Genomic DNA, 23,685 nt, shown 5'->3' on the forward strand with positions numbered 1-23,685 from the left:
TAGAAAAAACATTTTTTAGCTAATTTTAAGAACGTAAAAAGCCCATCCTGTGACTGGATAGGCTTTTACGTAATGAGAACTAGTTGTTTCTATTATATTATATAAGTTCAACTTACAGTTTAGATCCGCGTTCCTGACTAACTTTCATCCGCATTCTTAAAAAGAAATTAATTACTGGACGCTTAGTCTTACCAATCAAACCAGTAATTTCAGCACCGATCTGCAGGAAGAATAACATGATGCAGATGACTACGAACGTAACCCAGTTCGCTTCATAAAGAGCTGCGGATGATTGAATAACAGCTAGAATACCGAAAAATGCAGCAATACCATAAATAATAAGTACGGTCTGGCGGTGGCTAAAGCCAAGCTCGCGTAGACAGTGATGCAAGTGACCTTTATCTGGTGCGAAGATTGGTTTCTTCTGCAGCTTACGGCGCACGATCGCAAAGAACGTGTCCGACAATGGTACACCGATAATAAGCAAAGGTGTAATAAACGAAACCACTGCAATCTGTTTAAATCCTAGCAAAGCAAGTAATGCCAAGCAAAAGCCTAAGAACAGCGAACCCGTATCACCCATGAAAATCTTAGCAGGATGGAAGTTAAAGAACAGGAATCCAATGATGCTACCTAGAAGCAACAGACACAGCATTGCCACCATGGTGTTTCCCATCACGAAAGCCATTGCCGCAATCGTAGCAATTGCAATTCCTGATACACCAGCCGCAAGCCCGTCCAGCCCGTCGATCAGATTAACGGCATTGGTAACACCGACAATCCAGAAAATCGTAAGCGGGATAGCAATCCAGCTCTCCAGTGAGGAATACGTATTGTTAAATGGAATATTCACAAAGTCTACAGTAATACCAAAGCCGAAAACAACGATACAGGCTGCGATAATTTGGCCCAGTAGCTTCACTTTTGCTGATAATTCGAATCGGTCATCAAGTGCCCCGATAAGTACAATCAGTCCGCCACCACACAGCAGCGCTTTGATGAAGTTGACCTCCCGCGGAGTGAACTCGTATGGAATAATCGGCAATACGGCAAGCAGGCCTAACACAAACGCTAGAAAAATAGCTAATCCGCCAAGGCGGGGCATAATTTTCGTGTGCACTTTACGAGCATTCGGCACATCTGTTGCACCAATCTTGATGGCGAATTTCTTCACCAAAGGTGTGAGGCCAAGTGCGAGTCCCATGCATACGATAAATCCAGCGATGTATATGATTAACATTTGATCAGTCGACCCCCATTTCTCTACCGCATTGAATTATACGCTGTTACAAAAACAAATTCCAATCCTTTATTTAGGCTATTTATCTCATTTTCTAGGTGAATATCGGCATTTTACTAGACTTTTGTTACTTTATCTTTCTCACGCACCACTTTTAATGCGAATTTCGGCAGTGCAAGCATTCGTTTGTAACGTGTAGGTTCTTTTAGGAGACGGTACAACCATTCTATTCTCATTTTTTGGAAGGCTATTGGCGCTCTTTTGCTCTTCCCAGAGATCACGTCAAAGCTGCCGCCGACCCCCATCATGATCGGAACGCCCAGTTTGGACTTATATTTAGCAATCCAAGGTTCCTGACTATCCGCACCTCTGGCAACAAATAATAAGTCAGGATTAGCCTTAACAATTCCAGCAACAATTTCTTCATCTGCATCCGGACCAAAATAACCGTCGTGATATCCTGCAATGATAACACCCGGATATTGCAATTGTAACCTTTCAGCGGTTTCTCGAATCACTTCAGGCGTAGAACCTAGGAGATATACCTTCCAACTATATCTTTCACCCTGTCGCATCAATTCATGTAACAGATCATAACCTGCTACCCGTTCTGATACAGGCTCATTACAATAATTAGCAGCCCATACAACGCCTGTCCCATCAGGGACAACCAATTCAGCCGATTTCATAATATCCATATAAGCTGGATCTTCCAGTGCAGCCATAACCATAATTGGATTAGCTGTAATCACTTGATGCGGGATACGGGTATGAACAGCCTCCGTCAAATAGGCAACCGTTGCTGCCATATCAACTTTCGAGACTCTAATTCCAAAAATAGGAACTGTAGGTACCGCGCTTTCTGCTTTCACTTTAGATCATCCTTTATGGTGAAAATATTCTATAATTTGCCGAGCTGGTGCTCCTGCTTCTTGAATCAACTTGGAAATAACATCTTCCCTTGCTGTTCTCCATTCCTGCCCTGTGTTCAAAAGATGAACAATCTCGGCAGCAACATGTTCAGCATCAAGTGTGTTTGTTGCTCCAACAGGATGGCACTGAATTCTGTCTAGAAAATGATCGATCTTCGGATCATAAGAAATACCAATCAGTGGAACACGTCTTCCAGCCGCGTAGATCAAGCTATGAAGTCGCATACCGATCAGAACATCGCATTGTCCCACTTCCCGTAACATCTGCTGTGGATGAATAGCTTCCTCACAAATACTGACCTGTCCACCATGTTCGGTTATACTTCCCTTCAGCATATCCATCACATAACGTGAAGCCTCATTATCCGAAGGGGTGTGAAAAGGGAGAAATCGCAAATGTAACGGAATCTTACGGTTGGCCTTAATCAAGCCTTGTGCAAGAGTCTCCAGTTCTCTGCGGTCTTGCTCCCAATAACGTACCGATATCCCGATTACCGGAAGTGAATTAGATAATTCTGAAGATTGTGTAGATGCATCCGTGTCCTCTGGCAATGACAAGCCCATAACCGGATCGGGAACAACTTCTACGTTCTTCTGTTCTAGTCCCATAGATAAAAGAAGCTCGCGGGATTGTTCATCCCGCACAGATATATAGGTACATTTACGAAACACGGATTTGATTAAAGGGTGAAAAAGTTTACGATTCACAGGTCCGATACCTTGAGCATAGATAAAGGTTGGTCTACCCATCCACTGCGCAAGCTTGATAATACCTAAATAGTAAGGAATACTCTTGCTACCTGTTACATCCTGCAGCAAGCTTCCCCCACCGCTGATCAGACCAGCGCTCTCATAAATAGCTTGACGTACCTCAACAAGCTTCATCCGGTGCACGGATTTCACTCCGTATGTGGCGCTAGTCCACTCAGGATCAATAGATAACACGATAGGCTCAATGGATATACCCAAAGCTCGAGACTGTTTCTGCAGTGCAATTAGAATGGACTGCAGCACCGCCTCATCTCCACTGTTACGGAAACCATAATAACCTGAGATAACTATCTTTTTAGGAGTGGCGACCATCGTTTCCAACACCCTTCTGCAATCTGCCATACGATTACGGCAATTACACCAATAATCAGCCCAAGTCCAAGACCGAGCAATCCACGAACCAGCGAGATCAGAACAGGTGAATGAATATGTGCAAAGGTATCCACCATGGAGAGCTGGCCAATTACGGCAATAATCATGATAAACGCTGCACTCCGGTATCTAAAGGCTAGGAATGCACCCAGAATTAAGAGTGGATGAGCTAACAAAAACTCTTTATTACGTGGCCGGACACCGACCGTATTCTCCAGGAATGTTCGGAAGGCCATTTCTAAAGGTGTTACATTGCCACTATTTCCGGTTCGGCTCAAATAATACATGCCCACTACTCCAAGAACTGCAGCGGCAATAACCCAAGCCAGAGTAATAGGTGTCCGAAGCAGCTTGCCTGTCTTGTTGAAAACAAACTCCCCACGATATAAAAGTACATATAGTGCCACAAGACCGATAGGTGCCATATGAAGCAGACTAACACCACGGAACTGGTCCAGCACTAGACTATAGGTTATGTTGTTGAGCAGTGCGATCACAAATGGCACGGCGCTCAAAGAGATTAATGAAGTCTTCAGATAAAGCACCAGACTATGCGTGAACCGACGTTGCGGGCTCATAGCCTTATAGGTAAGGTTATTGCTCCGTAGAGGAGGTCCCATTTCATTGACCTTACGAATGGCAAGTACAACCGCAAGGGTTGGTGCACTTATCGCAGCCGCTAGCGCCAGTGCCTGCTCAAACAGCTCTGGTTTCAAGACCAAGAGGCCTACACTTCCCAGTAATCCTAGCACCCATGCTGGGATCGTAAGCCATGGAATAAAGTAAGAAATCAGCAGCGCTACTAAAGAGACTGCGCCAACTACCGCAACTAGCTTGAAGTAACGCTGATAAGACGAATCTACAACCTCAAAAGCCGTAGCTTGTCCTAACTTAAACCCATTGTCTTTGATCTGCTCAACGGCACCACCAGGATCACTCAGACTCGTGACAAGGTTGTCTAGCGTATCCGTAATCTGTGCCTTAGCTGTATTCCGTGAAGGAATCGTATTTAAATAAATCATGCGGATATTGCGATCCTTTGTTGCCAGCGCGAAACGATCCGAAATCACTTTTGGATCTAGGGCAGAATCCCCTTCGCTAAGAGAATATAATCGTGTTACGTTATAGTCCAGCAAATAAGCAAGCTTGTTAAAGCCCTTCTGCTGTTTCTTAATATTTTCAATCGCTGCAATTCCGATTCCACGTTCCTTAAGGAGATTTGCAAAGTCAGTGATACTAGCCGTATCGGCATCATCATTAAACCCTTTAACAGACTCTCCCTCGAATAGGATTCGTTTAACACCCAATTCTTCATAACGATCCAACAGCTTCTCCACTGTCGCTTTATTATAAGTCAAAGAATCCACAAGACGCGGTACAATGGTGAACCCTTTGTCATGCAGCATCTCCAGTGTAAATGGATCTGGCTGAAGTGGCTTCAGTGTAGCATCTTCTATTGGAGTCTCAATAATAAGACCTTGCTGTCCGCGGAAACTCCATTCCTTTGAAGTAATCTCAAGATTACCGAATGCCTCTTTAATAACAGGCGCCAGGGCCTGATAGTAATCAGGATTAGTAAAAAGTACATAAGTATAGTTCTCATTCACCGGAATGATTGTATCCGTAAGATTAGCGATATCAGCCGCACCCCACATCATTAGACGACGCGCCTTACGGTAATCTTCCAGCGTGCTCTCGTAAATCGCCATGCTCTGAACACCAGCATCTTTTAAGCGATCTAACTGTTCGGAAATATAATCCTGCGGATTCGCTCGATAGCTAGCCACTTCAACTAAATCACGATAATCAAATACAAATTCCACTGTCTTGGAAGACTTCTCCGTCTGCAGACGGTCATAGACAACAGGCAAGGCAGCTAAAACGCCAACCACTACTATGATCCACAGCCACTTTCGGGAAGAAATATTCCAACGTTGCCATTTTTGCTGCACCAAAAGTACCTCCTCTTTCACTTTAAAACTCTTTTTACAAAAGTAGAAACGGATCGTCATCTTTTAGAGACGGTACCCGTTTCTACGCAAGCTTAAACGCCTTCGGCGTCCTTCCAAGGACGATAAGCGTTTATGCGAGAAATATAAGATATAAAGTATGGCGTGAAACTTATACTTTCTTATATTTTCAAAAATATAATTTCACAATATAGAACGCGATCTATATTCTTATTTTATTGTTCCCCGTCCACGCGGGCCATAACCTGCTTGGATAGTGTAGCTACTTTGTCCTCAGCATTCTGCAAGGATTCACCCACAACCGCAAAATAAACTTTAATCTTTGGTTCGGTACCGGAAGGACGCAGGCAGAACCATGAACCGTCAGCCAGCAAATATTTTAATACATTTTCCTTCGGCAGACCATTCAAGCCTAGCGAATAATCAAGCACCTCTGTAACGGCAGATCCAGCAATTTCTTGTGGTGCATTCGTACGCCAATCATTCATGATGCCTTGAATTTGCGCAACGCCATCCTTGCCCTTCAATGTACGGGACTCCAGACTTTCCAAGAAGTATCCGAACTGCTCATACAATGCCTGAAGAACATCATATAATGTTTTGCCTTGAGCTTTGTAATAAGCACCTGCTTCAGCGATCAACATAGCCGCAAGAACGGCGTCCTTATCACGAGCATAGTTACCTGCAAGATAACCATAGCTTTCTTCATAACCGAAAAGATATGTGTAATCTCCGGATTGTTCGAATTGGGTCATTTTTTCCCCAATATATTTGAAGCCCGTTAGCGTATTAAATACAGTTGCACCATAATGAGAGGCTACAGCAGCCCCCATCTCGCTCGTCACGATAGTCTTCACAACTGCACCATTGCTAGGCAACTTACCTTGTTCCTGTAAACGGCTCAAATAATAATGAATCATCAGAGCTCCAGATTGATTGCCCGATAAAACAACAAATTTACCTTCATTGTCACGAACCACTGCCCCCATACGGTCTGCATCGGGATCTGTGCCGATTAAGAGGTCTGCATTCAACTCTTCGCCCAGCTTCATAGCCAGTATGAAGGCTTCACGTTCCTCCGGGTTCGGCGATTTCACAGTGGAAAATTCGGAATCTGGTTGCTCTTGCTCAGGTACAACATGCACCTGTGTGAAACCGATTTTCTCAAGCACACGACGAACTGGCAGGTTACCTGTACCATGTAGCGGCGTGTATACGATTTTGAAGTCCTTTCCAAGCGTAGAGGCGATCTCTTCACTTGCAAGACTAACCGCAGCGACAGTATCGGTAAACGCTTCGTCATCCTTCTCACCCAACCAGTGCAGCAAACCTTGACGCTCCGCTTCTTCTTGGGAAATCCGTTTCACACCATCAAAAGTGTCAACCCCTAATATGTAAGAAATGACCTTTTCGGCTTCGTCAGGGACAAGCTGCCCACCTTCAGAATTATAAACCTTATACCCGTTATATTCAGGCGGATTATGACTTGCAGTAATAACAATACCGCCCGTTGCCTTCAAATGCCGCACACTGAACGACAATTGGGGTGTTGAACGCAGAGAAGTGAATAAATGAGCCTCAATGCCATTAGCAGCCAATACAAGAGCAGCCTCAAGTGTGAATTCAGGCGAGAAACGACGGGAGTCATGAGCGATAACAACAGAAGGTCTTCCCTCTCCAGTATGCGTCTCCAGAATATATTTAGCGAAACCTTGTGTAGCTCTACCTACCGTATAACGATTGATACGATTACTACCTGCACCAATTACACCGCGTAGACCACCTGTACCGAATTCTAGATCTCTATAAAATCGTTCCTCGAGCTCCTGTGGCTCGTTCTCCAGCGCGCGCAGCTCCGCCTTCGTAGACTCATCAACAGAGGCGTTCTCCAGCCAGCGAGATAAGGTTTCTGCCGCTTTTGGGCTTAATTGAGTCATTTAGAATCTCTCCTTCTCCATGTATAATATATATTTTGAAAATTAATATTAGCTCAGAGCAAACATAATTTCCCCAGAGGCAACAACTTTTCCCTCGACCGATGCTGTAGCTTGTCCTTTTCCAATACTGCCTTTAAGGCGAGTAATCTCCACTTCAAGAGTGAGTGTATCTCCCGGAACGACTTGACCACGGAAACGGAATCCATCGAGCCCAGCTAAAAAGCCAATTCGGCCGCGATTTGCTTCTACCCCCAGAATAGCAACCGCACCAACTTGTGCAAGAGCTTCTGTAATCAGTACACCCGGCATTACCGGATAACCTGGAAAATGACCTGCGAAGAAAGGTTCATTGATCGTTACATTTTTGATGCCTACAGCTCGTTTACCCATTTCAATCTCGGTGATTTTGTCCACCAGCAGAAATGGAGGCCGATGGGGGATAATTTCTTGAATTTGGTTGATATCCAGCATTATGACAAAACTCCTTTCGGATGTTACTTCATTTATTCTTCGCCGAACTGCATAAATTTAGGCAGGTTCGGTAAAAACTATATTTATCCTTCACCACCTGCAGAAGTGGAGGTTAAGATAAGGGGCTTTCTCCAACGGATGCGATAGCATGGCGGAGAGGGCCCTTTTTGCTGCCCGTAGCCCCCCACCATTATACATTTATCCGTATAAAAAAGAAAACTCCCTTATGCAACAAGGGAGTCATTATCCTCTTTAATTATGGAGCAAAAACCAAATCATATACATGTTTCCATGTGCTCCATTGTAGAACATCGCTAAACTCTTTCTTGCCAAGGACGACGTAACCAACGGCCAGCCCGCCTCCAAGTGCAGCTATGAGAAGCAAGGGAATAAGAACCCACTGGATGAGTGTCCATTTTGAAACTCCTTGCTGCTTCGTCTCTTTCTTATCTTTTTTCTTATCTTTTTTCTTATCTTTTTTCTTGTCTTCTGGCTTATCTTCCGATTTCACCTTTTTCTGACGTTCCATTCCTTCACCTCTACCCGCGCATGTTATTGGCCAGACCTAGCATCTGATCACTGGAAGAAAGCGCCCGAGCTGCGAGTTGATACGTACGTTGAATCTGCATCATTTCTGTCATTTCTGTGGTCATGTCGACATTCGACTGCTCCAGCCACCCTGAGCGCACTCCAACTCCAGATGCCTCACCTGCCGCTTTAAAAGCCTGCGGAGCTGTAACTCCATCAGCAAGCACATAGAAATTTCCGTCCACTGCCTTTAAAGCATTCTGTGTCTTAGGTTCTACAATCATTATAGTCCCTGCTACCTGAACAGGTCCATTCTCTGTCTGTTTCGTTAATACACGACCAGATTCATCGATAGCTGCATTCACGCCCACAGGGACCGTTAAAGGATTACCTGCTGTATTCAGTACCGGATTCCCCGTATTATCTACAAGGACCATCTTCTTTGCATCGGTGGTGTCCGGCGTAAAGTGAAAGTCACCTTGTCTTGTATAAGCTGTAGTTCCATTGACCTGAACGCCAAACAGCCCATTACCCTGAAGCGCCAAATCGGTTGGATTACCTGTTTCTTTAAGAGGGCCTTCTTCCCAATTGGTCGTAATCGAAGGCACATAAGTCCCAAAACCGATATTAAAACCCAGAGGTGTAGCGCGGCCCGGCTGGTCATAGTCATCCGATTGCTGCTGTACACGAGTCAGTACATCCTCAAAGGAGCCTTTCTTGCTCTTATAGCCATTTGTATCCATATTGGCTAGATTATCCGCTATAATATCAAGCCGCTGCTGAAGGCTGGACATGGAGACTGCTGCACTAATCGTTGAGTTGTTCATAGATCAAACCTCCTATAAGCTTTACCTGTAAAACCCACTTCATAAGCAGCGCTTATACCCTGCCGACTTCAGTTACAGCCTTCTGCAAGCTGCTATCATAGTATTGGACGATCTTTTGATTCGCTTCATACGCCCGGTATGCAGCATTCAAATCTACAGTAACCTGAGTAGGGTCAACATTGGAGCCCTCTAAATATCCTTGACGCACCTGTAAGTTATCAGTTGCAGCGGAGTAACGAATATCCGCCGCCGCTATATCATCTGCGTGAAACACACCTTTACCATCACGCACCAGCTCCTGCGGCTTTGTAACTACACTCACACCAATCTTGGTCCCTGTCGGAAGTCCTGTTTCTGGATTTAGTACATTACCCTGCCCGTCCACTTTAAGGGTGTCCTGATTTCCTGTCAAGACAAGAGGCTTGCCAGTGGAATCAAGAACCTTAAAGCCTCCACTGCTCAACACTTCTCCCGTAGCCGCATTTACTGTGAAGCTTCCATTTCGGGTAAATAAGCTGTTGCCCTCAGCATCCTGAACGGTAAAGAAAGCCTGTGGACGGAAAATAACCTCACCATCAGCACTCACATATTTCCCCGAACCATCAAAAGCTATATTCTGACCCGTCACAGGGTCGGCGACTTGCAAATCCGTAGATAAAGCAAAATCCATAGACTTGCCGCTCTCCCTTAAATCACCCTGCAAATATTGGGATATCGACTGTTCTGCAAAAACCCCCGTGTTAAGGCGCCCCACCGGTGTGGTATTGCCATTAATCATAGCCGAGATCAAGACATCCGGAAAAGCATGATTAACACTATCAACCTGCTTATATCCCGTTGTATTTAAGTTAGCGATGTTCTGTGTTGCCGTATCGTGTCTACGTTGCTGCGTAACCATACCTGCAGCGGCCGTATATAAACCTCTTATCATGAAGGTAGTCTCCTTCCGAATCTAATGCTACCTTTTATATCGGCTGCTTAGAACTTTTTCTTTACGACCTTGTCCAAATTGTCCAGCATAATTCCTGTTCCCTTTACCACACAGTGCATAGGGTCTTCCGCTACCCAAACAGGTACATGTAATTCCTCTGAGAGTAGCTCGTCCAATCCGTTAAGCAAAGCACCTCCACCAGTAAGAACAACACCCCTGTCAATGATGTCCGCAGACAGTTCTGGTGGTGTACGCTCCAGTACCGATTTTGCCGCAGCCACAATGGAGGAAACCGGATCCCACAATGCTTCTTTTACCTCTCCCGCCGTAATAGTGAGCGTCTGGGGAAGTCCGCTTACCATATCCCGGCCACGAATATCCATTTCGGATTTCATCAAACCAGGCCGAACCGTACCAATAGTAACCTTAATATCCTCTGCTGTCCGTTCACCGATCAACAATTTATACTTTTGTTTAATATATCTTAAAATGGCCTCATCGAACTTGTCTCCAGCGACTTTAATCGAAGAAGCGGTAACGACGTCGCCCATTGAAAGTACGGCTACATCCGTCGTTCCGCCACCGATATCGACGACCATGTTTCCACTTGGCTGATAAATATCCATTCCCGCACCAATCGCAGCGGCCTTTGGCTCTTCTTCCATAAATACTTCCTTAGCCCCGCTACGTTCTGCCGCTTCCCGAATGGACTTTTGTTCCACAGATGTAATATTTGTAGGGGCGCATATCAGAATGCGAGGCCGTGAATACCAGGTGCGACCGCCAACACGGTCGATAAAATACTTCAGCATCATTTCCGTGACTTCAAAATCTGCAATGACTCCATCCCGTAAAGGACGGATAGTTGTTATATTTCCGGGTGTACGTCCAACCATGCGACGTGCCTGTTCTCCCACCGCAAGGACTCTCTTCGTATCACTTTCAAGTGTGACCACGGAAGGTTCATCCAGAACAACTCCCCTTCCCTTAACATGTATGAGCACATTGGCCGTGCCGAGGTCGATTCCGATATCCTTGCTAAACATAATGAAAGAGCCCCCAAAGTGTTATTTTAATTGAAAAAACAGCAGTTAGTACTAAATTTAAAAGTAACATACTTTAGGGGAACTACACAATGTTTTAAAGCTGAATTTTTCCTTAAATTTCCGAAAATCTCATGGCTTTGATGCTACAGCAACCTCACGTTTTTTCCCCGTCGTTTTTTTATATTTAATTTTTGTGGCTTCTCCCCCCCGAAGATGTCGGATGGATTTGTGATATTCAAGAATGTGCTTCACCTGATCAGCCAGATCAGGGTTGATCTCTGGCAGACGCTCCGTCAAGTCTTTGTGCACCGTGCTCTTTGAAACGCCAAATTCCTTGGCTATGGTCCGGACCGTATGCCTGGTTTCCACGATGCAGCGTCCGATTTTGATCGTACGTTCCTTGATGTAATCGTGCACGCTCCCGCCTCCCAACTGTGGATAGTTTGGTACATTATATGAGGGGCGGGCTTATATATTCGCGCTTTCAAGACATGACAAGCCTGGGAGGGCTCATTTTATTTAATGGACAACCCAAGAAGCCTTGTTATTAGCAAGACGGAACGTCGTTAGTTCTTTAAAGAAAATAAGGTTCTTTATAAGCATGCTGCTTACGAAGAGCCTTATTTACACACGAGCATACATGTCTTCAGCGTCCTTATAAGGACGGTAAGCGTTTATGCAAGAGATATAATTCATAAAGTATGGTCTGAAACTTATACTTTCTTATACTTAAAAAAACAGGGGGCGTTAGCCCCCTGCTGTAGATATTTTTATCGCCCTGGCAGTAACTCTGATGGATTAACTACTTTGCCATCCTTATACACTTCAAAGTGTACATGATTGCCAAGGTCCTTCTCGATTTCACTGCGACCTGCGGTTGCAAGAGTATCTCCTTGCTTCACTACATCGCCTTGTTTAACTTTCGTTTCGCCAAGACTTTGGTACACGGTCTTCATGTTACCTTGATGGGTAATCTCAATGACCTTACCTAGCACTGCAACATCATCCACTCTAGTCACTTCACCGCTAAGCGCTGCTTTGACATCGAACGTATTGTTGTCTTCACGGGCAAGATCGATACCGACATTAGGAATAAATTTGTCGTTATACTGCACCATTGCGGCAACGTGATTGTCCTCTGTACCATTCTCGTCATAATACGGTTTGACCACTTCTACTTCACCTGGGTTGGCAACCGGCCAAACCAAGCTTTCCGCTGAAGCAAGAACTTCAAGGGCATCTGGATTACTGTTTGCAGTACCAGCTTCGTTAGTCGAAGCTCCTACTTGCTGTGATGTGGCGGCGGTGTCCTGGCCCAGCGGCTTTTGGCCGGCATCCTGATAGACCCACACCAAGGTTAGTATAATTGCCGCTGCCGCCGTGTAGACTGCTGGGAACACCCAACGTTTAGATAACATCTTGCTCCATGAAGAAGGTTTAGCACCTAAATCTCCCTGCGATTTTTTGAGAGATTCATCATGGTTTGTTTTGTTTTTGTCTTGTTCATTCATATGGTTATCACCTCAGTAACCAGTGTTACCGGGCTTCTCTCTTTTATACGTATCTTCCAATTTATTTTTTCAGAAGAGTTGAGATTTGCGTAAATGAGATACCACTGTAATAGTGTTTGAGAATTTGAGTAGCCGTTCCGCCTTCCTTCGCCATCCCATTCGCCCCCCACTGGCTCATTCCCACACCATGCCCATTTCCGAAGGTAGTTATATAGATTTTATTCCCTTTTCGCCCCCAACTGAATTGGCTGGAACGTAACCCTAGCTTCTCTCGCACTTCTCTTCCAGTAAAAATAGTACCTCCAATAGAGATTTTCTTAACCCGATGTCCAGTGGTGAGAGATAACACTTCTACCGGCAATTCAGAGGAAGTAGATATCTTCTTTGTCGTGACAGAAGAGGTAGTTTCTCTTGAAGCAGGGATTACTCTGTCGTTTAGCCCAAGTCTAGTAAGTATTTCCGAGATGGTGAATGTAGAGGTCACCGCATAGTTTGGGGTAATCTCTTTCTCCCAAGGACTAGTTACACTGCGCAGATAGGGGATCGCTGCATTCCAGTATTCTTCCGAGTTCTCGGTATATCCTCCACTGGAGGCGAAAAAGGAGGCCGTGATCGGCTGCCCTTTATAGGTCATAATGACACCGCGCGTCTCAAGGACCGCGCGCTGAAGCTTGGCCAGGTCGGCGCTTCTTCCGCCGAGCTTCCACTTCCGTTCCAGCGTGTCTTTAGATATGTAAGCCTGATGGCTTACCGTATCTGTTACATCCGCCCCCGGAACGGGGACACCGCTTCTGTCGCCAGCCAGCAGGCGGCGAAGGATAAAGGTGCGGGCCGCTACGGCCTGCGCTTTGAGCGCTTCAAGCTCAAAGCTGGCCGGCATCTCGGCCGCAAGCACGCCGCTGACGTATTCCTCCAGCGGCAACGTCTCTATTTGTCCGCTACGCGACAAATAGACGGAGACCTTTGGCTGCGGCGCTTCCTGCGCAGCCGCCTCCGGCTTCGCAGGTGCGGCCGGTAAGGCCGTGACCGTCGGCAAGGCCGGAGGCGCCGGTTGTCCCCGGTGCAACGGGACAACCGTCAGTGGAATCAGCAGCGCCGCCAGGATAGGCGCTGCGAGCCAGGCGACTGGACCGAGGCGCCTGAGCCGGGGAGCAAGGGGACGCGAGTGCCAGCGCGTTGACTTGTTACGTCGCAAGTAGGGGAAATCTTTCATCTCTATGGCTCCTTCCGTGAGTCACTGTTGATTCTTATAGATATGAATTTACAGCAACTACTAGAACAATATTTGAGAGAAAGAGAGTGGCTTTCTCGTATCTATCACTATGCCCCGCGTTAAAGAATTGCATAAGAAAAAATCCCCATTAGATGAGGATTCGGATATACTTTCTTCTCACTAAAAAAAGAACAGGCCGCATCACTGCAGCCTGTTCTCACCTAATGACTGATATTATACCCAAGTTGCTTGAACCTGAAAGCGAGGTTTAACCTCTTCGCTTTTATTCGATTCGCTCTTGGCGACTTCTGGTTTAAGAGTTTCGTCCTTCACCGTTTGCGCGGCTGTGTCTTCCATGGAGATACGCCAAATTTCCGCACCTAGTCCAGACAGCTTCTCAGCCAAATGTACATATCCACGGTCGATATGATGAGTTCCGCTTACCTCAGTAGTTCCTTCAGCAACAAGACCTGCCAAAATAAGCGCAGCTCCCGCACGTAGATCCGTAGCACAAACTTTGGCTCCGACCAATTGCGCATTACCTGTAACGATCGCTGAACGACCTTCGATCTTAATCTCAGCATTCATGTTGTGGAATTCATCCACATGCATGAATCGGTTCTCGAATACAGTTTCCGTAACGACACTAGTTCCTTCAGAACGCAGCAATAATGCCATCATTTGTGACTGCATATCCGTTGGAAAGCCTGGATACGGCAAAGTCTTCAAATCAACAGCTTTAAGAGGTTTGTCACTAATGACACGAACCCCATTCTCATCAGGAATAATGGTCACACCCATCTCTTCCATCTTTGCAATAACAGGACCCAAGTGATCAGCGATTGCGCCTTCCACATATACATCGCCACCTGTAATTGCTGCAGCCGCCATATACGTACCTGCTTCAATACGGTCAGGTATCACATGATGTTTAACGCCATGCAGACGTTCAACGCCTTCAATACGGATAATACCTGTTCCCGCACCGCGTACGATTCCACCCATACCGTTCAAATAATTAGCCAGGTCGACAATTTCAGGCTCCTTAGCCGCATTCTCAATCACGGTCACACCTTCCGCGAGTGCCGCTGCCATCATTATATTTTCGGTCGCACCCACGCTAGCTACATCCAAATATACTTTGGCTCCGCGCAGGCGACCGTTACTTTTCGCTTCAATGTAGCCCTGGCCGAGACTAATCTCCGCACCAAGCGCTTCAAATCCTTTCAAATGCTGATCAATCGGTCGTGTGCCAATGGCGCAGCCGCCAGGCAAAGAAATTCTTGTATGACCAAGCCGTGATAACAGAGGGCCCATGACTAAAAAAGATGCCCGCATTTTCCGTACCCATTCATAAGGTGCTTCACAGGAAGTGATGTTTGTAGCATCCACCTGGATAATATCGTTTTGATATGTAACGCCTGCACCCAGAGATTCCAACATTTTTGAAATCGTCATTACATCATCAAGCGGAGGTGCGTCCACAATTACGCTTACTCCTTCTTCTGCCAATAGAGAGGCGGCTATGATCGGTAATACGGAATTTTTTGCGCCGCTAACTTTCACGCTCCCGGTCAATCTGTTGCCACCGCGGACGATAAATTTGCTCATTTTCGGTTTCCCTCCGCGTCCATTATTTCTTAAATTATTTTTTAGATTAAAAGTAATTGCAAAAAATATTCGCATACTCCATCAATACGCCCATTCAGCCGGGCATGTTCCTTAAAGTTCAGTGTTGACATAATAAAACCTTATTATTCGACACTTTTTGACCACTGCGACCTATGACACTTATAACCAAACTACATATTCCTAAAACATATAGCGGATCATCCCACTCCAGCTAAGGTAATCCAGAAAGAATCCTGCAACTAAACGTCCAAGTACAATGGCCAGAAGCAAGTGCAGCAGCCTTCCTTGAGGACTCTTGGGATATCTTATGACCAGATCCAGCTTAAGGTTCTGCAATGCCCACCAAGATAATACAACACTGAGCAAAGAAACAATCATTGAGATCATGCTGCTGGTTCCAGCGGCACTAGACCATCCATTGGACAATATATCCCCCATGCTAACCCTCCGTGTTCGTATTACTCGGAAATCGACTCTTATATCATACTTGCGCAGGGCAAAAGAATCCAGTACTTTTACAAATTTTTAAACAATTCAACGCCAATATCCAAAAAAATGAAGAAATCTTAACCTTAAATACATAGTTTACTATAATAAAAAAAGCAGTCAAGCTTAGAGCTTGACCGCTAATATCCTACTGTTGTCCTTTTCCTGTGGACACTTTAATCCGTGTAACAGCGCGTTGCAGCGCCAACTCCGCACGGCGGTGATCGATATCATCTTGTTTGCTACGAGTCTGGAGACGGCGTTGAGCCCGTTCTCTAGCGGCTTCGGCGCGCTCAACATCAATATCTGTTGGCAGCTCGGCACTTTCGGCCAGCACTGTTACTTTGTCCTTATGCACTTCAACGAACCCGCCATGAACGGCGATGGAGATCGTAACACCGTCCGATTTGACGGATAACGGAGCAACCTGAAGTGGAGTCACAAGCGGAATGTGTCCAGGCAAAATACCCAACTCGCCTTCGACTCCTCGTACTGTCAAGCTATTCACTTGCTTAGAATAGACGAGATGCTCCGGCGTGACAATTTCCAACAAAAAGGTATTCACTTCCATTCCTCCTCAAAGCTTTACGAAGTAAAGCTCACATCGAAAGCATATACTTAGCTTTACAAAATAAAGCTCGCTTCGAAAGCATTCACTAAGCTCAGTGTTACATCGATTTCGCTTTTTCAACCGCTTCTTCGATTGTACCTACAAAAAGGAACGCTGCTTCTGGAAGATCATCATGCTTACCATCCAGGATTTCCTTAAAGCTACGTACAGTTTCTTTGATTGGCACGTATTTACCCTTGAAGCCAGTAAACTGTTCAGCCACGTGGAAAGGCTGCGACAGGAACCGCTCAACTTTACGAGCACGGGCTACGATAACCTTATCATCCTCACTCAATTCATCCATACCCAAGATGGCAATGATGTCTTGAAGCTCGGTATAACGTTGTAGCAACTGTTTAACACCTTGTGCCACATTGTAGTGCTCTTCACCAACAATTTCTGGAGCTAGCAGACGCGAGCTGGAAGCTAGTGGATCAACCGCTGGGAAAATCCCCTTCTCGGAAATCTTACGCTCAAGGTTGGTTGTTGCATCCAAGTGAGCAAATGCCGTAGCCGGAGCAGGGTCAGTGTAGTCATCCGCTGGTACGTAAATTGCTTGAATGGAAGTAACGGAGCCTTTTTTGGTAGAAGTGATACGCTCTTGCAACTGACCCATTTCAGTAGCCAGTGTTGGTTGATAACCTACCGCGGACGGCATACGTCCGAGAAGAGCGGATACTTCGGAACCCGCTTGGGTAAAGCGGAATATATTATCGATAAAGAGCAGCGTATCGCGACCTTCTACATCACGGAAATATTCCGCCATAGTAAGACCGGTCAAAGCTACGCGTAGACGCGCGCCTGGGGGCTCATTCATTTGTCCGAATACCATTGCTGTTTTCTTAATAACGCCTGAGTCCGTCATTTCGTGATAAAGGTCATTACCTTCACGAGTACGTTCACCCACACCCGCAAATACGGAGATACCACCGTGTTCTTGGGCAATGTTATTAATCAATTCTTGAATCGTTACCGTTTTACCTACACCGGCACCGCCGAACAGACCAACTTTACCGCCCTTAGCATAAGGTGCAAGCAAGTCGATAACTTTAATACCCGTTTCCAAAATTTCGGCTTGTGTCGACAATTCATCAAATGTCGGAGCCAAACGGTGAATCGGGTTCTTTATTTCAGCAAGAACTTCACCAGCGTTATCAATTGGATTTCCAAGTACGTTAAATACCCGGCCTAATGTCGCTTCCCCTACTGGAACCGAAATAGGACCACCTTGGTCAATAGCATCCAGTCCACGAACCAGACCATCTGTAGAAGACATCGCGATACAACGTACCAAATTGTCTCCCAAGTGGTTGGAAACCTCAAGTGTTAGGTTAATCTGGCGACCATTGTCCAAGACGGTTTCAATTTTGATAGCGTTGAAAATCTCGGGCAACTGGCCGCGTTCAAATTCAATATCGACAACCGGACCCATAATGCTTACAACGCGTCCTTTGTTCATCTTCATTTCCCTCCTCGAAAGCTATTACATCAAGAAGAAACGACGTTGTCGTCATATAAAGATGACAACCGTTTCCCGTAGAAATATAAGCATTTTGTATAGTGTAAAACCTATACTTTCTTATATTTTAAGAAGAACTGCAGTGCCGTTCTTAAGGAGCAATACTCCAGAAGTGGGCGATACTATGTATCGCTCATACGGCACTGTTTCTCGTAAAATACAAGGCAAGTCAAGCACGCCGCTTAACTGTTCTTGTATTTTTAAGACTGAGCGTTCGCTCCGGCCACGATCTCGGTAATTTCCTGCGTAATTGCCGCCTGACGGGCACGGTTGTACGTAAGGGTAAGTTCTCCGATCATTTTCGACGCGTTCTTTGTTGCACTGCCCATCGCTGTCATTTTCGCACCCAGCTCACTGGCCTTGCCATCCAGAATTGCGCTATAAATCAAAGTTTCGGCGTATTTCGGAAGTAGTACTTCGAGCACGCCTTCAGGTGAAGGTTCATATTCGTAATTCGCAGTCGCTTCATGATGATCATGATTTCCTACGCCCTCCATAGGCAACAGTCGATCAACGGTTGGGATCTGGGTAATCGCATTGACGAATTGATTGTAACAAACGTACAACTCATCATACGTACCATCTACAAACTGTTGTACTGCCGAATTAGCGATAGACTTGATGTCAGCAAACTTCGGCGCATCCGATAGCTCAGTAACTTCCTGTACAATCGGATATTCACGGCGGCGTAAGAAGTCACGGCCTTTACGACCGATAACGAACAAGGCGTACTCATCTTTGGATTTATGGCGCTCCGCGATAAGCATCGTCACCTTACGTAAAATATTAGCATTGTATCCTCCCGCAAGTCCTCTATCAGAGGTCACGATAAGATAACCAGTTTTTTTCACAGGGCGACTGACCAGCATGGGATGCTGAACGCCTTCTGTACCGGCAGCAATGCTCGATACAACCTCTTTCAGCTTCTCAGCATAAGGACGGGCGGCAATCGCCTTTTCCTGAGCTTTTCTCAGCTTGGAGGCGGCTACCATTTCCATCGCTTTTGTGATCTGTCTTGTGTTTTGAACACTCTTAATTTGACGTTTAATATCACGCATGCTTCTTGCCATGATTTCACCACCTTAAAGCTTTAACGGAGTTAAAGCTAACTTCGTAAGCATCATCTTAGCTTTAACGGAGTTAAAGCTAACTTCTGTAAGCATCTTCTTGGCTTTGACGAATTCAAAGCCAACTTTATAAGTAATAGCCTGAGCTTCGGCTGAGCCAAAGCCCACTTAGTAAGATCCATTTACGCACGATCTATATTAGCTAGTAGCAAAGCCTCTTTTAAATTTATCAATTGCTGCTTTAAGAGCGGCTTCGTTATCTGCTGTCAAATCCTTGGTATCTCTGATGGATTGAGCAACTTCAGTAGCACTGCTATCCATGTAAGCAAGGAATTCCTTTTCAAAACGTTTTACGTCTTTAACAGGAATATCATCCAAATATCCTTTTACAGCAGTGTACAAGCTAAGCACTTGATGCTCAACAGACAACGGCTGATTTACACCTTGTTTCAGAACTTCCATCATACGTGCTCCGCGATTTAGACGAGCAAGCGTAGATTTATCAAGATCTGAGCCGAACTGTGAGAAAGCTTGAAGTTCACGATATTGAGCAAGATCCAAACGGAGCGAGCCAGCTACCTTCTTCATCGCTTTAATCTGAGCGGAGCCCCCTACACGGGAAACGGAGATACCGACGTTGATCGCAGGACGTTGACCAGAGTAGAACAGATCGGATTCAAGGAATATTTGACCATCTGTAATCGAGATTACGTTCGTAGGAATGTAAGCCGATACGTCAGATGCTTGTGTTTCGATGAACGGAAGCGCGGTTAATGAACCACCACCAAGCTCATCACTAAGCTTAGCCGCACGTTCCAAAAGACGGGAGTGCAAGTAGAACACGTCACCAGGGAACGCTTCACGACCCGGTGGACGACGAAGCAGCAAGGACAATTCGCGATAAGCCGAAGCTTGTTTTGAAAGGTCATCATAAATGATCAGTACGTGTTCGCCCTTGTACATAAAGTACTCGCCCATTGCGCAACCTGCGTATGGAGCAATATACAATAGCGGGGATGGCTCTGAAGCCGAAGCAGTTACAACGATTGTATATTCCAACGCGCCATGACGGCGGAGAGTTTCTACAACCTGTGCTACTGTTGATTGTTTTTGTCCAATGGCAACATAAATACATTTCATTCCGTTGCCTTTTTGGTTGATAATCGCATCGATTGCGATTGCAGTCTTACCTGTTTGACGGTCACCAATGATAAGTTCGCGTTGTCCACGACCAATTGGTACCATCGCATCAATCGCTTTAAGACCAGTTTGCATTGGTTCATGAACCGATTTACGGTCGATAACACCAGGAGCGTTATTCTCAACCGGACGGAACTCCGTTGTTTGAATTGGGCCTTTACCGTCAAGCGGCATACCGAGTGCGTTAACAACACGACCCAGAAGAGCCTCTCCAACTGGAACTTGCATGATTTGTCCAGTACGTTTTACTTGATCGCCTTCACGAATTTCCTTGTACTCACCTAGAATAACAACACCTACGTTGCTTTCTTCCAGATTGAGCGCCATGCCCACTACACCGTTGGAGAACTCTAGCAACTCGCCTGCCATTGCGTTTTCCAGACCGTAGACACGAGCGATACCGTCTCCGACTTGAATGACGGTGCCCACTTCGGCAACTTCGATATCGGCTTTATATTGCTCAATTTGACTTTTGATCAAAGTGCTGATCTCTTCAGGTCTGATGCCCAATATCCTCACCCCTATCTTCTATGCTTATCATTAAAGGATTTCTCGAGACGTTCCAATTTGCTAGACAGACTGCCGTCATATAGCGTATCGCCGATATAAACTTTCAGTCCCCCCAGCAGGCTTGGATCCACCACATTCGTAACCCGAATTTTACGGTTTACGAGCTGGCCGAATTCTGCAGCTACAGCCGCTTGTTCTTCTTCACTTAAAGAATAAACGGAGTATACCTTAGCATCACCAATGCCAAGAGCGTCTCCTTCAATCTTGATATACGTATCCAGCAGTTCGGCAAAAATATCGGTTCTGCCTCGCTCTACTAACAGTTCTACAATGTTCATCACGATAGGAGAGAGCTTATCTTGAAGTGCTGTGCGCAGCACTTTCAGCTTGTCGGACTCCGAGATACGTGGTGCAAGAATAAACCGCTGTACCTCTTGGTCTGAATGTAATACTTCGACCACTGCCTTGAGCTGTTCTTCTACTTCAAGGGTAATCCCCTTCTCTACCGCTGCACTGTACAATGCTTTAGCGTAGCGCTTGGCAACTACCGTATCGCGGCTCATGATCGGCCTCCTACCTCATTGAGGTATTGGTTCACAAGCTGCTCCTGCTCACTGCTAGCACTAACTTCTTTCTTAAGAAGTTTAGAAGCAATACGAACAGATGCCGTTCCAATTTCGCTGCGCAACTCTTCCACTGCTTTATTCTTCTCGTTCTCGATATCGCGCACGGCCTCTTCTTTGACGCGTGCAGCTTCAACTTTAGCTTGCGCCAAAGCTTGTTCTACCTGTTGATTACTAGTAATTTGCGATTGTTGAATAATCTGTTGAGCTTCCTGGCGTGCACTGTTCAGCGCCTGCTTCTGCTCTTCCACATACGCGACCGCTTGCTCTCTAGTCTTCGCAGCTTCATCCATTTGCTGCATTACCAGCTCACGGCGTTTCTCCATAACTGCGAACAGTTTGCTGAACGCATACTTACTGAGCAAGAAATATAGAATCCCAAAGGCTACAATTGAAAATAAGATGTTTGTCCAAACAATTTCCACTGAGGTCACTCCCTTCCCTTACCGCGTCATGCGGACGTATACAAAAGTAAGGCGCGGATGGCATCGGCCGTCCCCGCCAAACCGTAAATACGGTTTATTAAGATGAAAACATGATCAGGAATGCGATAACTGTTGCTGCCAACGGAATAACTTCGACGATACCTACACCGATAAACATTGTTGTTTGAAGCGCGTTACGAGCTTCTGGTTGACGAGCGATGGACTCAACTGTTCTACTAACGATCATACCATTACCAAGACCTGCACCAAGTGCACCCAAACCAACCGCTATTGCTGCTGCTAAATATTCCATTTGTAAATATCCTCCTTTAATTTTGGTTCATATTGTGTTTAATGATATAAGATATCTCCCGCGAAAGAAAATCAGACGATTGCCGTTCTCTTCGCAGCAGTTCATTAATGTGCTTCTTCTTCGTGAATCGTCATCTGTGCGATATAAACCATCGTCAGAATCGTAAAGATAAACGCCTGTAGTGCCCCGACGAAAATACTGAAGCCTTGCCATACAGCCAGAAAAGGAATACTGAGAATCCCCAGTTTCAAAATGACTGTAATCAGTACTTCTCCGGCAAAAATGTTAGCAAATAGACGAATAGCCAGAGCTACTGGTTTTGCCAGGTTCTCGATAATGTTCAGTGGCAAAAAGATTGGAAACGGCTCAATATAGTGTTTGAAATAATGCTTGCCATTGAGCTTAATGCCCAGGAAGTTCATCAGTATAAACACAATAATTGCCAATCCTGCAGTGATATTAATGTCAGCAGTCGGCGACTTGTACCATAAGATCTCAACATGATCACCATGCGCCAAGTTCCTGGTTGCTTCAATCACATGGCCAAACACGGTTACAGGTCCATGTGCTTCAGTTACAACTGAGAAAGGCAATCCAAGAAGGTTGGAAACAAAGATAAACAGAATCAACGTTAGCCCCAAAGATATGTAAGGTTTTCCTTTCTTCAGGTCCATGGCACTGCTTACGACACCTTCTACAAATTCTACAACCCATTCCATAAAATTCTGAAGCTTAGATGGATTCTCAACCGAAAGCTTACGAACCGACAGCATCACCAGTACAAATACTACTGTACAGCTGATCAGAAGCATCAATACGGCAGATATATCTATCGGTATTCCCCCGACAAAGATTTTCGGCATCTCATGCATAGTATCATCCCCCTTTCTCTTTAATCTGGTTAAAGTTTGTTCTTCACACTCAGATATATCCCCGCAGGAATGGCGAGGAGCTGAGGAATGAATACGCCCGTAATAGTTGCTACCAGGGAGAAATGCTCAATCTTGACCGCGAACATGGTGACCAAAATTGCGAAGCTAATCCGTGTAACAAAACCGAGGCTGAAGGCATTCCCTTCGTTGCTCGCAATCGACTGCGTTACCCGTCGAACCTTGACGGCTAGATAACGAAAGTTTACCAATCCCGCCACCAGACCCAGAGTCATGCCCAGCGTAAACTCCCTGGTCTCATGATGAAGCGCCCAGCCCATTAAGAGTCCTGCCATAAGGACGAGCGTAACTCTGGTGACGGTATTGATCATGGGAGTCATATTATCCATTCTGCTCCCCCAAAAATTTTTTAATTAACAGGACGACGTTCACAATTCCCAGAAACATTCCGGTTATAGTGCCAATAGCGAGCCAATATTTCGGGCCCTCCATCAGGTCTTTCAGCCACCTTGCCGCAAAAAAACCAATAATAATGTAAGCGGCGAGTATAGTGCCTGCACTTCCAATGATAAGCGCGGTCTGTAACAAGCTGTCCCTGCTATTTTGTTCTTTCATTGGCTACAATCCCAACTAATTTTACTGAATTTCTGGAGTCTTTGTC

General features: G+C 45.6%; 25 protein-coding genes. All 25 read right to left on the reverse strand.

Going from position 1 to position 23,685, the window contains the following annotated elements:
* Positions 1 to 112: 112 nt before the first annotated feature.
* Entirely contained in the window at positions 113 to 1,240 is a 1,128-nt protein-coding gene (locus UQ64_RS24285) for a glycosyltransferase family 4 protein (RefSeq protein ID WP_060625958.1), read from the reverse strand.
* Between the two features lie 116 nt (positions 1,241 to 1,356).
* Entirely contained in the window at positions 1,357 to 2,112 is a 756-nt protein-coding gene (locus UQ64_RS24290) for a WecB/TagA/CpsF family glycosyltransferase (protein ID WP_042192439.1), read from the reverse strand.
* Positions 2,113 to 2,118: 6 nt separating this feature from the next.
* On the reverse strand, positions 2,119 to 3,255 hold the full coding sequence (csaB, locus tag UQ64_RS24295) for a polysaccharide pyruvyl transferase CsaB (RefSeq protein WP_060625959.1): 1,137 nt from the start codon (positions 3,253 to 3,255) through the stop codon (positions 2,119 to 2,121).
* Positions 3,231 to 5,267 carry a DUF5693 family protein gene (locus UQ64_RS24300; protein ID WP_060625960.1) on the reverse strand — a complete coding sequence of 679 codons (2,037 nt, stop codon included), beginning with the start codon at positions 5,265 to 5,267 and terminating at the stop codon, positions 3,231 to 3,233. Before UQ64_RS24300 ends, csaB begins: the two co-directional genes overlap by 25 nt.
* 233 nt (positions 5,268 to 5,500) lie before the next feature.
* Entirely contained in the window at positions 5,501 to 7,222 is a 1,722-nt protein-coding gene (locus UQ64_RS24305) for a phospho-sugar mutase (protein ID WP_060625961.1), read from the reverse strand.
* A 48-nt stretch (positions 7,223 to 7,270) separates the two neighbouring features.
* Entirely contained in the window at positions 7,271 to 7,693 is a 423-nt protein-coding gene (fabZ, locus tag UQ64_RS24310; RefSeq protein ID WP_042192447.1) for a 3-hydroxyacyl-ACP dehydratase FabZ, read from the reverse strand.
* A gap of 256 nt (positions 7,694 to 7,949) precedes the next feature.
* The gene (locus UQ64_RS24315; RefSeq protein ID WP_060625962.1) at positions 7,950 to 8,222 is read right to left on the reverse strand and encodes a DNA-directed RNA polymerase subunit beta; all 273 of its coding nucleotides are present in this window, start codon (positions 8,220 to 8,222) and stop codon (positions 7,950 to 7,952) included.
* Positions 8,223 to 8,232: 10 nt separating this feature from the next.
* Complete coding sequence (locus UQ64_RS24320; RefSeq protein WP_060625963.1) at positions 8,233 to 9,048, reverse strand: flagellar hook-basal body protein; 816 nt, start codon at positions 9,046 to 9,048, stop codon at positions 8,233 to 8,235.
* A 52-nt stretch (positions 9,049 to 9,100) separates the two neighbouring features.
* Entirely contained in the window at positions 9,101 to 9,979 is an 879-nt protein-coding gene (locus tag UQ64_RS24325) for a flagellar hook-basal body protein (RefSeq protein WP_060625964.1), read from the reverse strand.
* Positions 9,980 to 10,026: 47 nt separating this feature from the next.
* Positions 10,027 to 11,025, reverse strand: coding sequence for a rod shape-determining protein (gene mreB / locus UQ64_RS24330; RefSeq protein ID WP_060625965.1), 999 nt, complete (start codon positions 11,023 to 11,025; stop codon positions 10,027 to 10,029).
* 129 nt (positions 11,026 to 11,154) lie between these two features.
* The gene (spoIIID, locus tag UQ64_RS24335) at positions 11,155 to 11,442 is read right to left on the reverse strand and encodes a sporulation transcriptional regulator SpoIIID (RefSeq protein ID WP_019915029.1); all 288 of its coding nucleotides are present in this window, start codon (positions 11,440 to 11,442) and stop codon (positions 11,155 to 11,157) included.
* A gap of 353 nt (positions 11,443 to 11,795) precedes the next feature.
* Positions 11,796 to 12,536, reverse strand: a complete 741-nt coding sequence (locus tag UQ64_RS24340) for a M23 family metallopeptidase (protein WP_060625966.1) — start codon at positions 12,534 to 12,536, stop codon at positions 11,796 to 11,798.
* Positions 12,537 to 12,597: 61 nt separating this feature from the next.
* Positions 12,598 to 13,731 carry a stage II sporulation protein D gene (gene spoIID / locus UQ64_RS24345; protein ID WP_245238208.1) on the reverse strand — a complete coding sequence of 378 codons (1,134 nt, stop codon included), beginning with the start codon at positions 13,729 to 13,731 and terminating at the stop codon, positions 12,598 to 12,600.
* Positions 13,732 to 13,983: 252 nt separating this feature from the next.
* Positions 13,984 to 15,360, reverse strand: coding sequence for a UDP-N-acetylglucosamine 1-carboxyvinyltransferase (gene murA, locus UQ64_RS24350; RefSeq protein ID WP_060625968.1), 1,377 nt, complete (start codon positions 15,358 to 15,360; stop codon positions 13,984 to 13,986).
* 201 nt (positions 15,361 to 15,561) lie between these two features.
* The gene (locus tag UQ64_RS24355) at positions 15,562 to 15,819 is read right to left on the reverse strand and encodes a DUF1146 family protein (protein WP_042131364.1); all 258 of its coding nucleotides are present in this window, start codon (positions 15,817 to 15,819) and stop codon (positions 15,562 to 15,564) included.
* A gap of 196 nt (positions 15,820 to 16,015) precedes the next feature.
* The gene (locus UQ64_RS24360; protein WP_042131365.1) at positions 16,016 to 16,432 is read right to left on the reverse strand and encodes a F0F1 ATP synthase subunit epsilon; all 417 of its coding nucleotides are present in this window, start codon (positions 16,430 to 16,432) and stop codon (positions 16,016 to 16,018) included.
* Positions 16,433 to 16,535: 103 nt separating this feature from the next.
* On the reverse strand, positions 16,536 to 17,936 hold the full coding sequence (gene atpD, locus UQ64_RS24365) for a F0F1 ATP synthase subunit beta (protein WP_060625969.1): 1,401 nt from the start codon (positions 17,934 to 17,936) through the stop codon (positions 16,536 to 16,538).
* 260 nt (positions 17,937 to 18,196) lie between these two features.
* Positions 18,197 to 19,066 carry an ATP synthase F1 subunit gamma gene (atpG, locus tag UQ64_RS24370; RefSeq protein ID WP_060625970.1) on the reverse strand — a complete coding sequence of 290 codons (870 nt, stop codon included), beginning with the start codon at positions 19,064 to 19,066 and terminating at the stop codon, positions 18,197 to 18,199.
* 195 nt (positions 19,067 to 19,261) lie between these two features.
* Positions 19,262 to 20,773, reverse strand: coding sequence for a F0F1 ATP synthase subunit alpha (atpA, locus tag UQ64_RS24375; protein WP_060625971.1), 1,512 nt, complete (start codon positions 20,771 to 20,773; stop codon positions 19,262 to 19,264).
* Positions 20,774 to 20,784: 11 nt separating this feature from the next.
* Positions 20,785 to 21,336, reverse strand: a complete 552-nt coding sequence (locus tag UQ64_RS24380) for a F0F1 ATP synthase subunit delta (RefSeq protein ID WP_060625972.1) — start codon at positions 21,334 to 21,336, stop codon at positions 20,785 to 20,787.
* Positions 21,333 to 21,821 carry a F0F1 ATP synthase subunit B gene (atpF, locus tag UQ64_RS24385; protein WP_060625973.1) on the reverse strand — a complete coding sequence of 163 codons (489 nt, stop codon included), beginning with the start codon at positions 21,819 to 21,821 and terminating at the stop codon, positions 21,333 to 21,335. The genes UQ64_RS24380 and atpF overlap by 4 nt, the downstream gene beginning before the upstream one ends.
* Positions 21,822 to 21,918: 97 nt before the next feature.
* Entirely contained in the window at positions 21,919 to 22,134 is a 216-nt protein-coding gene (gene atpE, locus UQ64_RS24390) for a F0F1 ATP synthase subunit C (RefSeq protein WP_060625974.1), read from the reverse strand.
* A 104-nt stretch (positions 22,135 to 22,238) separates the two neighbouring features.
* On the reverse strand, positions 22,239 to 23,006 hold the full coding sequence (gene atpB / locus UQ64_RS24395; RefSeq protein ID WP_060625975.1) for a F0F1 ATP synthase subunit A: 768 nt from the start codon (positions 23,004 to 23,006) through the stop codon (positions 22,239 to 22,241).
* 29 nt (positions 23,007 to 23,035) lie between these two features.
* On the reverse strand, positions 23,036 to 23,413 hold the full coding sequence (locus UQ64_RS24400; RefSeq protein ID WP_060625976.1) for an ATP synthase subunit I: 378 nt from the start codon (positions 23,411 to 23,413) through the stop codon (positions 23,036 to 23,038).
* A complete protein-coding gene (locus tag UQ64_RS24405) occupies positions 23,406 to 23,639 on the reverse strand; it encodes an AtpZ/AtpI family protein (protein WP_060625977.1) in 234 nt (77 codons plus the stop codon). The genes UQ64_RS24400 and UQ64_RS24405 overlap by 8 nt, the downstream gene beginning before the upstream one ends.
* Positions 23,640 to 23,685: the final 46 nt, after the last annotated feature.

Source organism: Paenibacillus etheri (genome assembly GCF_001012825.1).
Lineage (GTDB): Bacteria > Bacillota > Bacilli > Paenibacillales > Paenibacillaceae > Paenibacillus_AQ > Paenibacillus_AQ etheri.

Coding starts and splice junctions, on each gene's coding strand:
- UQ64_RS24355 (WP_042131364.1), bottom strand. CDS start 15,819: ATGGGGGATATATTGTCCAATGGATGGTCTAGTGCCGCTGGAACCAGC.
- UQ64_RS24400 (WP_060625976.1), bottom strand. CDS start 23,413: ATGGATAATATGACTCCCATGATCAATACCGTCACCAGAGTTACGCTC.
- murA (WP_060625968.1), bottom strand. CDS start 15,360: ATGAGCAAATTTATCGTCCGCGGTGGCAACAGATTGACCGGGAGCGTG.
- UQ64_RS24340 (WP_060625966.1), bottom strand. CDS start 12,536: ATGAATGAACAAGACAAAAACAAAACAAACCATGATGAATCTCTCAAA.
- atpB (WP_060625975.1), bottom strand. CDS start 23,006: ATGCATGAGATGCCGAAAATCTTTGTCGGGGGAATACCGATAGATATA.
- UQ64_RS24380 (WP_060625972.1), bottom strand. CDS start 21,336: ATGAGCCGCGATACGGTAGTTGCCAAGCGCTACGCTAAAGCATTGTAC.
- atpE (WP_060625974.1), bottom strand. CDS start 22,134: ATGGAATATTTAGCAGCAGCAATAGCGGTTGGTTTGGGTGCACTTGGT.
- mreB (WP_060625965.1), bottom strand. CDS start 11,025: ATGTTTAGCAAGGATATCGGAATCGACCTCGGCACGGCCAATGTGCTC.
- UQ64_RS24315 (WP_060625962.1), bottom strand. CDS start 8,222: ATGGAACGTCAGAAAAAGGTGAAATCGGAAGATAAGCCAGAAGACAAG.
- UQ64_RS24405 (WP_060625977.1), bottom strand. CDS start 23,639: ATGAAAGAACAAAATAGCAGGGACAGCTTGTTACAGACCGCGCTTATC.
- UQ64_RS24285 (WP_060625958.1), bottom strand. CDS start 1,240: ATGTTAATCATATACATCGCTGGATTTATCGTATGCATGGGACTCGCA.
- UQ64_RS24305 (WP_060625961.1), bottom strand. CDS start 7,222: ATGACTCAATTAAGCCCAAAAGCGGCAGAAACCTTATCTCGCTGGCTG.
- fabZ (WP_042192447.1), bottom strand. CDS start 7,693: ATGCTGGATATCAACCAAATTCAAGAAATTATCCCCCATCGGCCTCCA.
- UQ64_RS24320 (WP_060625963.1), bottom strand. CDS start 9,048: ATGAACAACTCAACGATTAGTGCAGCAGTCTCCATGTCCAGCCTTCAG.
- csaB (WP_060625959.1), bottom strand. CDS start 3,255: ATGGTCGCCACTCCTAAAAAGATAGTTATCTCAGGTTATTATGGTTTC.
- UQ64_RS24325 (WP_060625964.1), bottom strand. CDS start 9,979: ATGATAAGAGGTTTATATACGGCCGCTGCAGGTATGGTTACGCAGCAA.
- atpG (WP_060625970.1), bottom strand. CDS start 19,066: ATGGCAAGAAGCATGCGTGATATTAAACGTCAAATTAAGAGTGTTCAA.
- atpD (WP_060625969.1), bottom strand. CDS start 17,936: ATGAACAAAGGACGCGTTGTAAGCATTATGGGTCCGGTTGTCGATATT.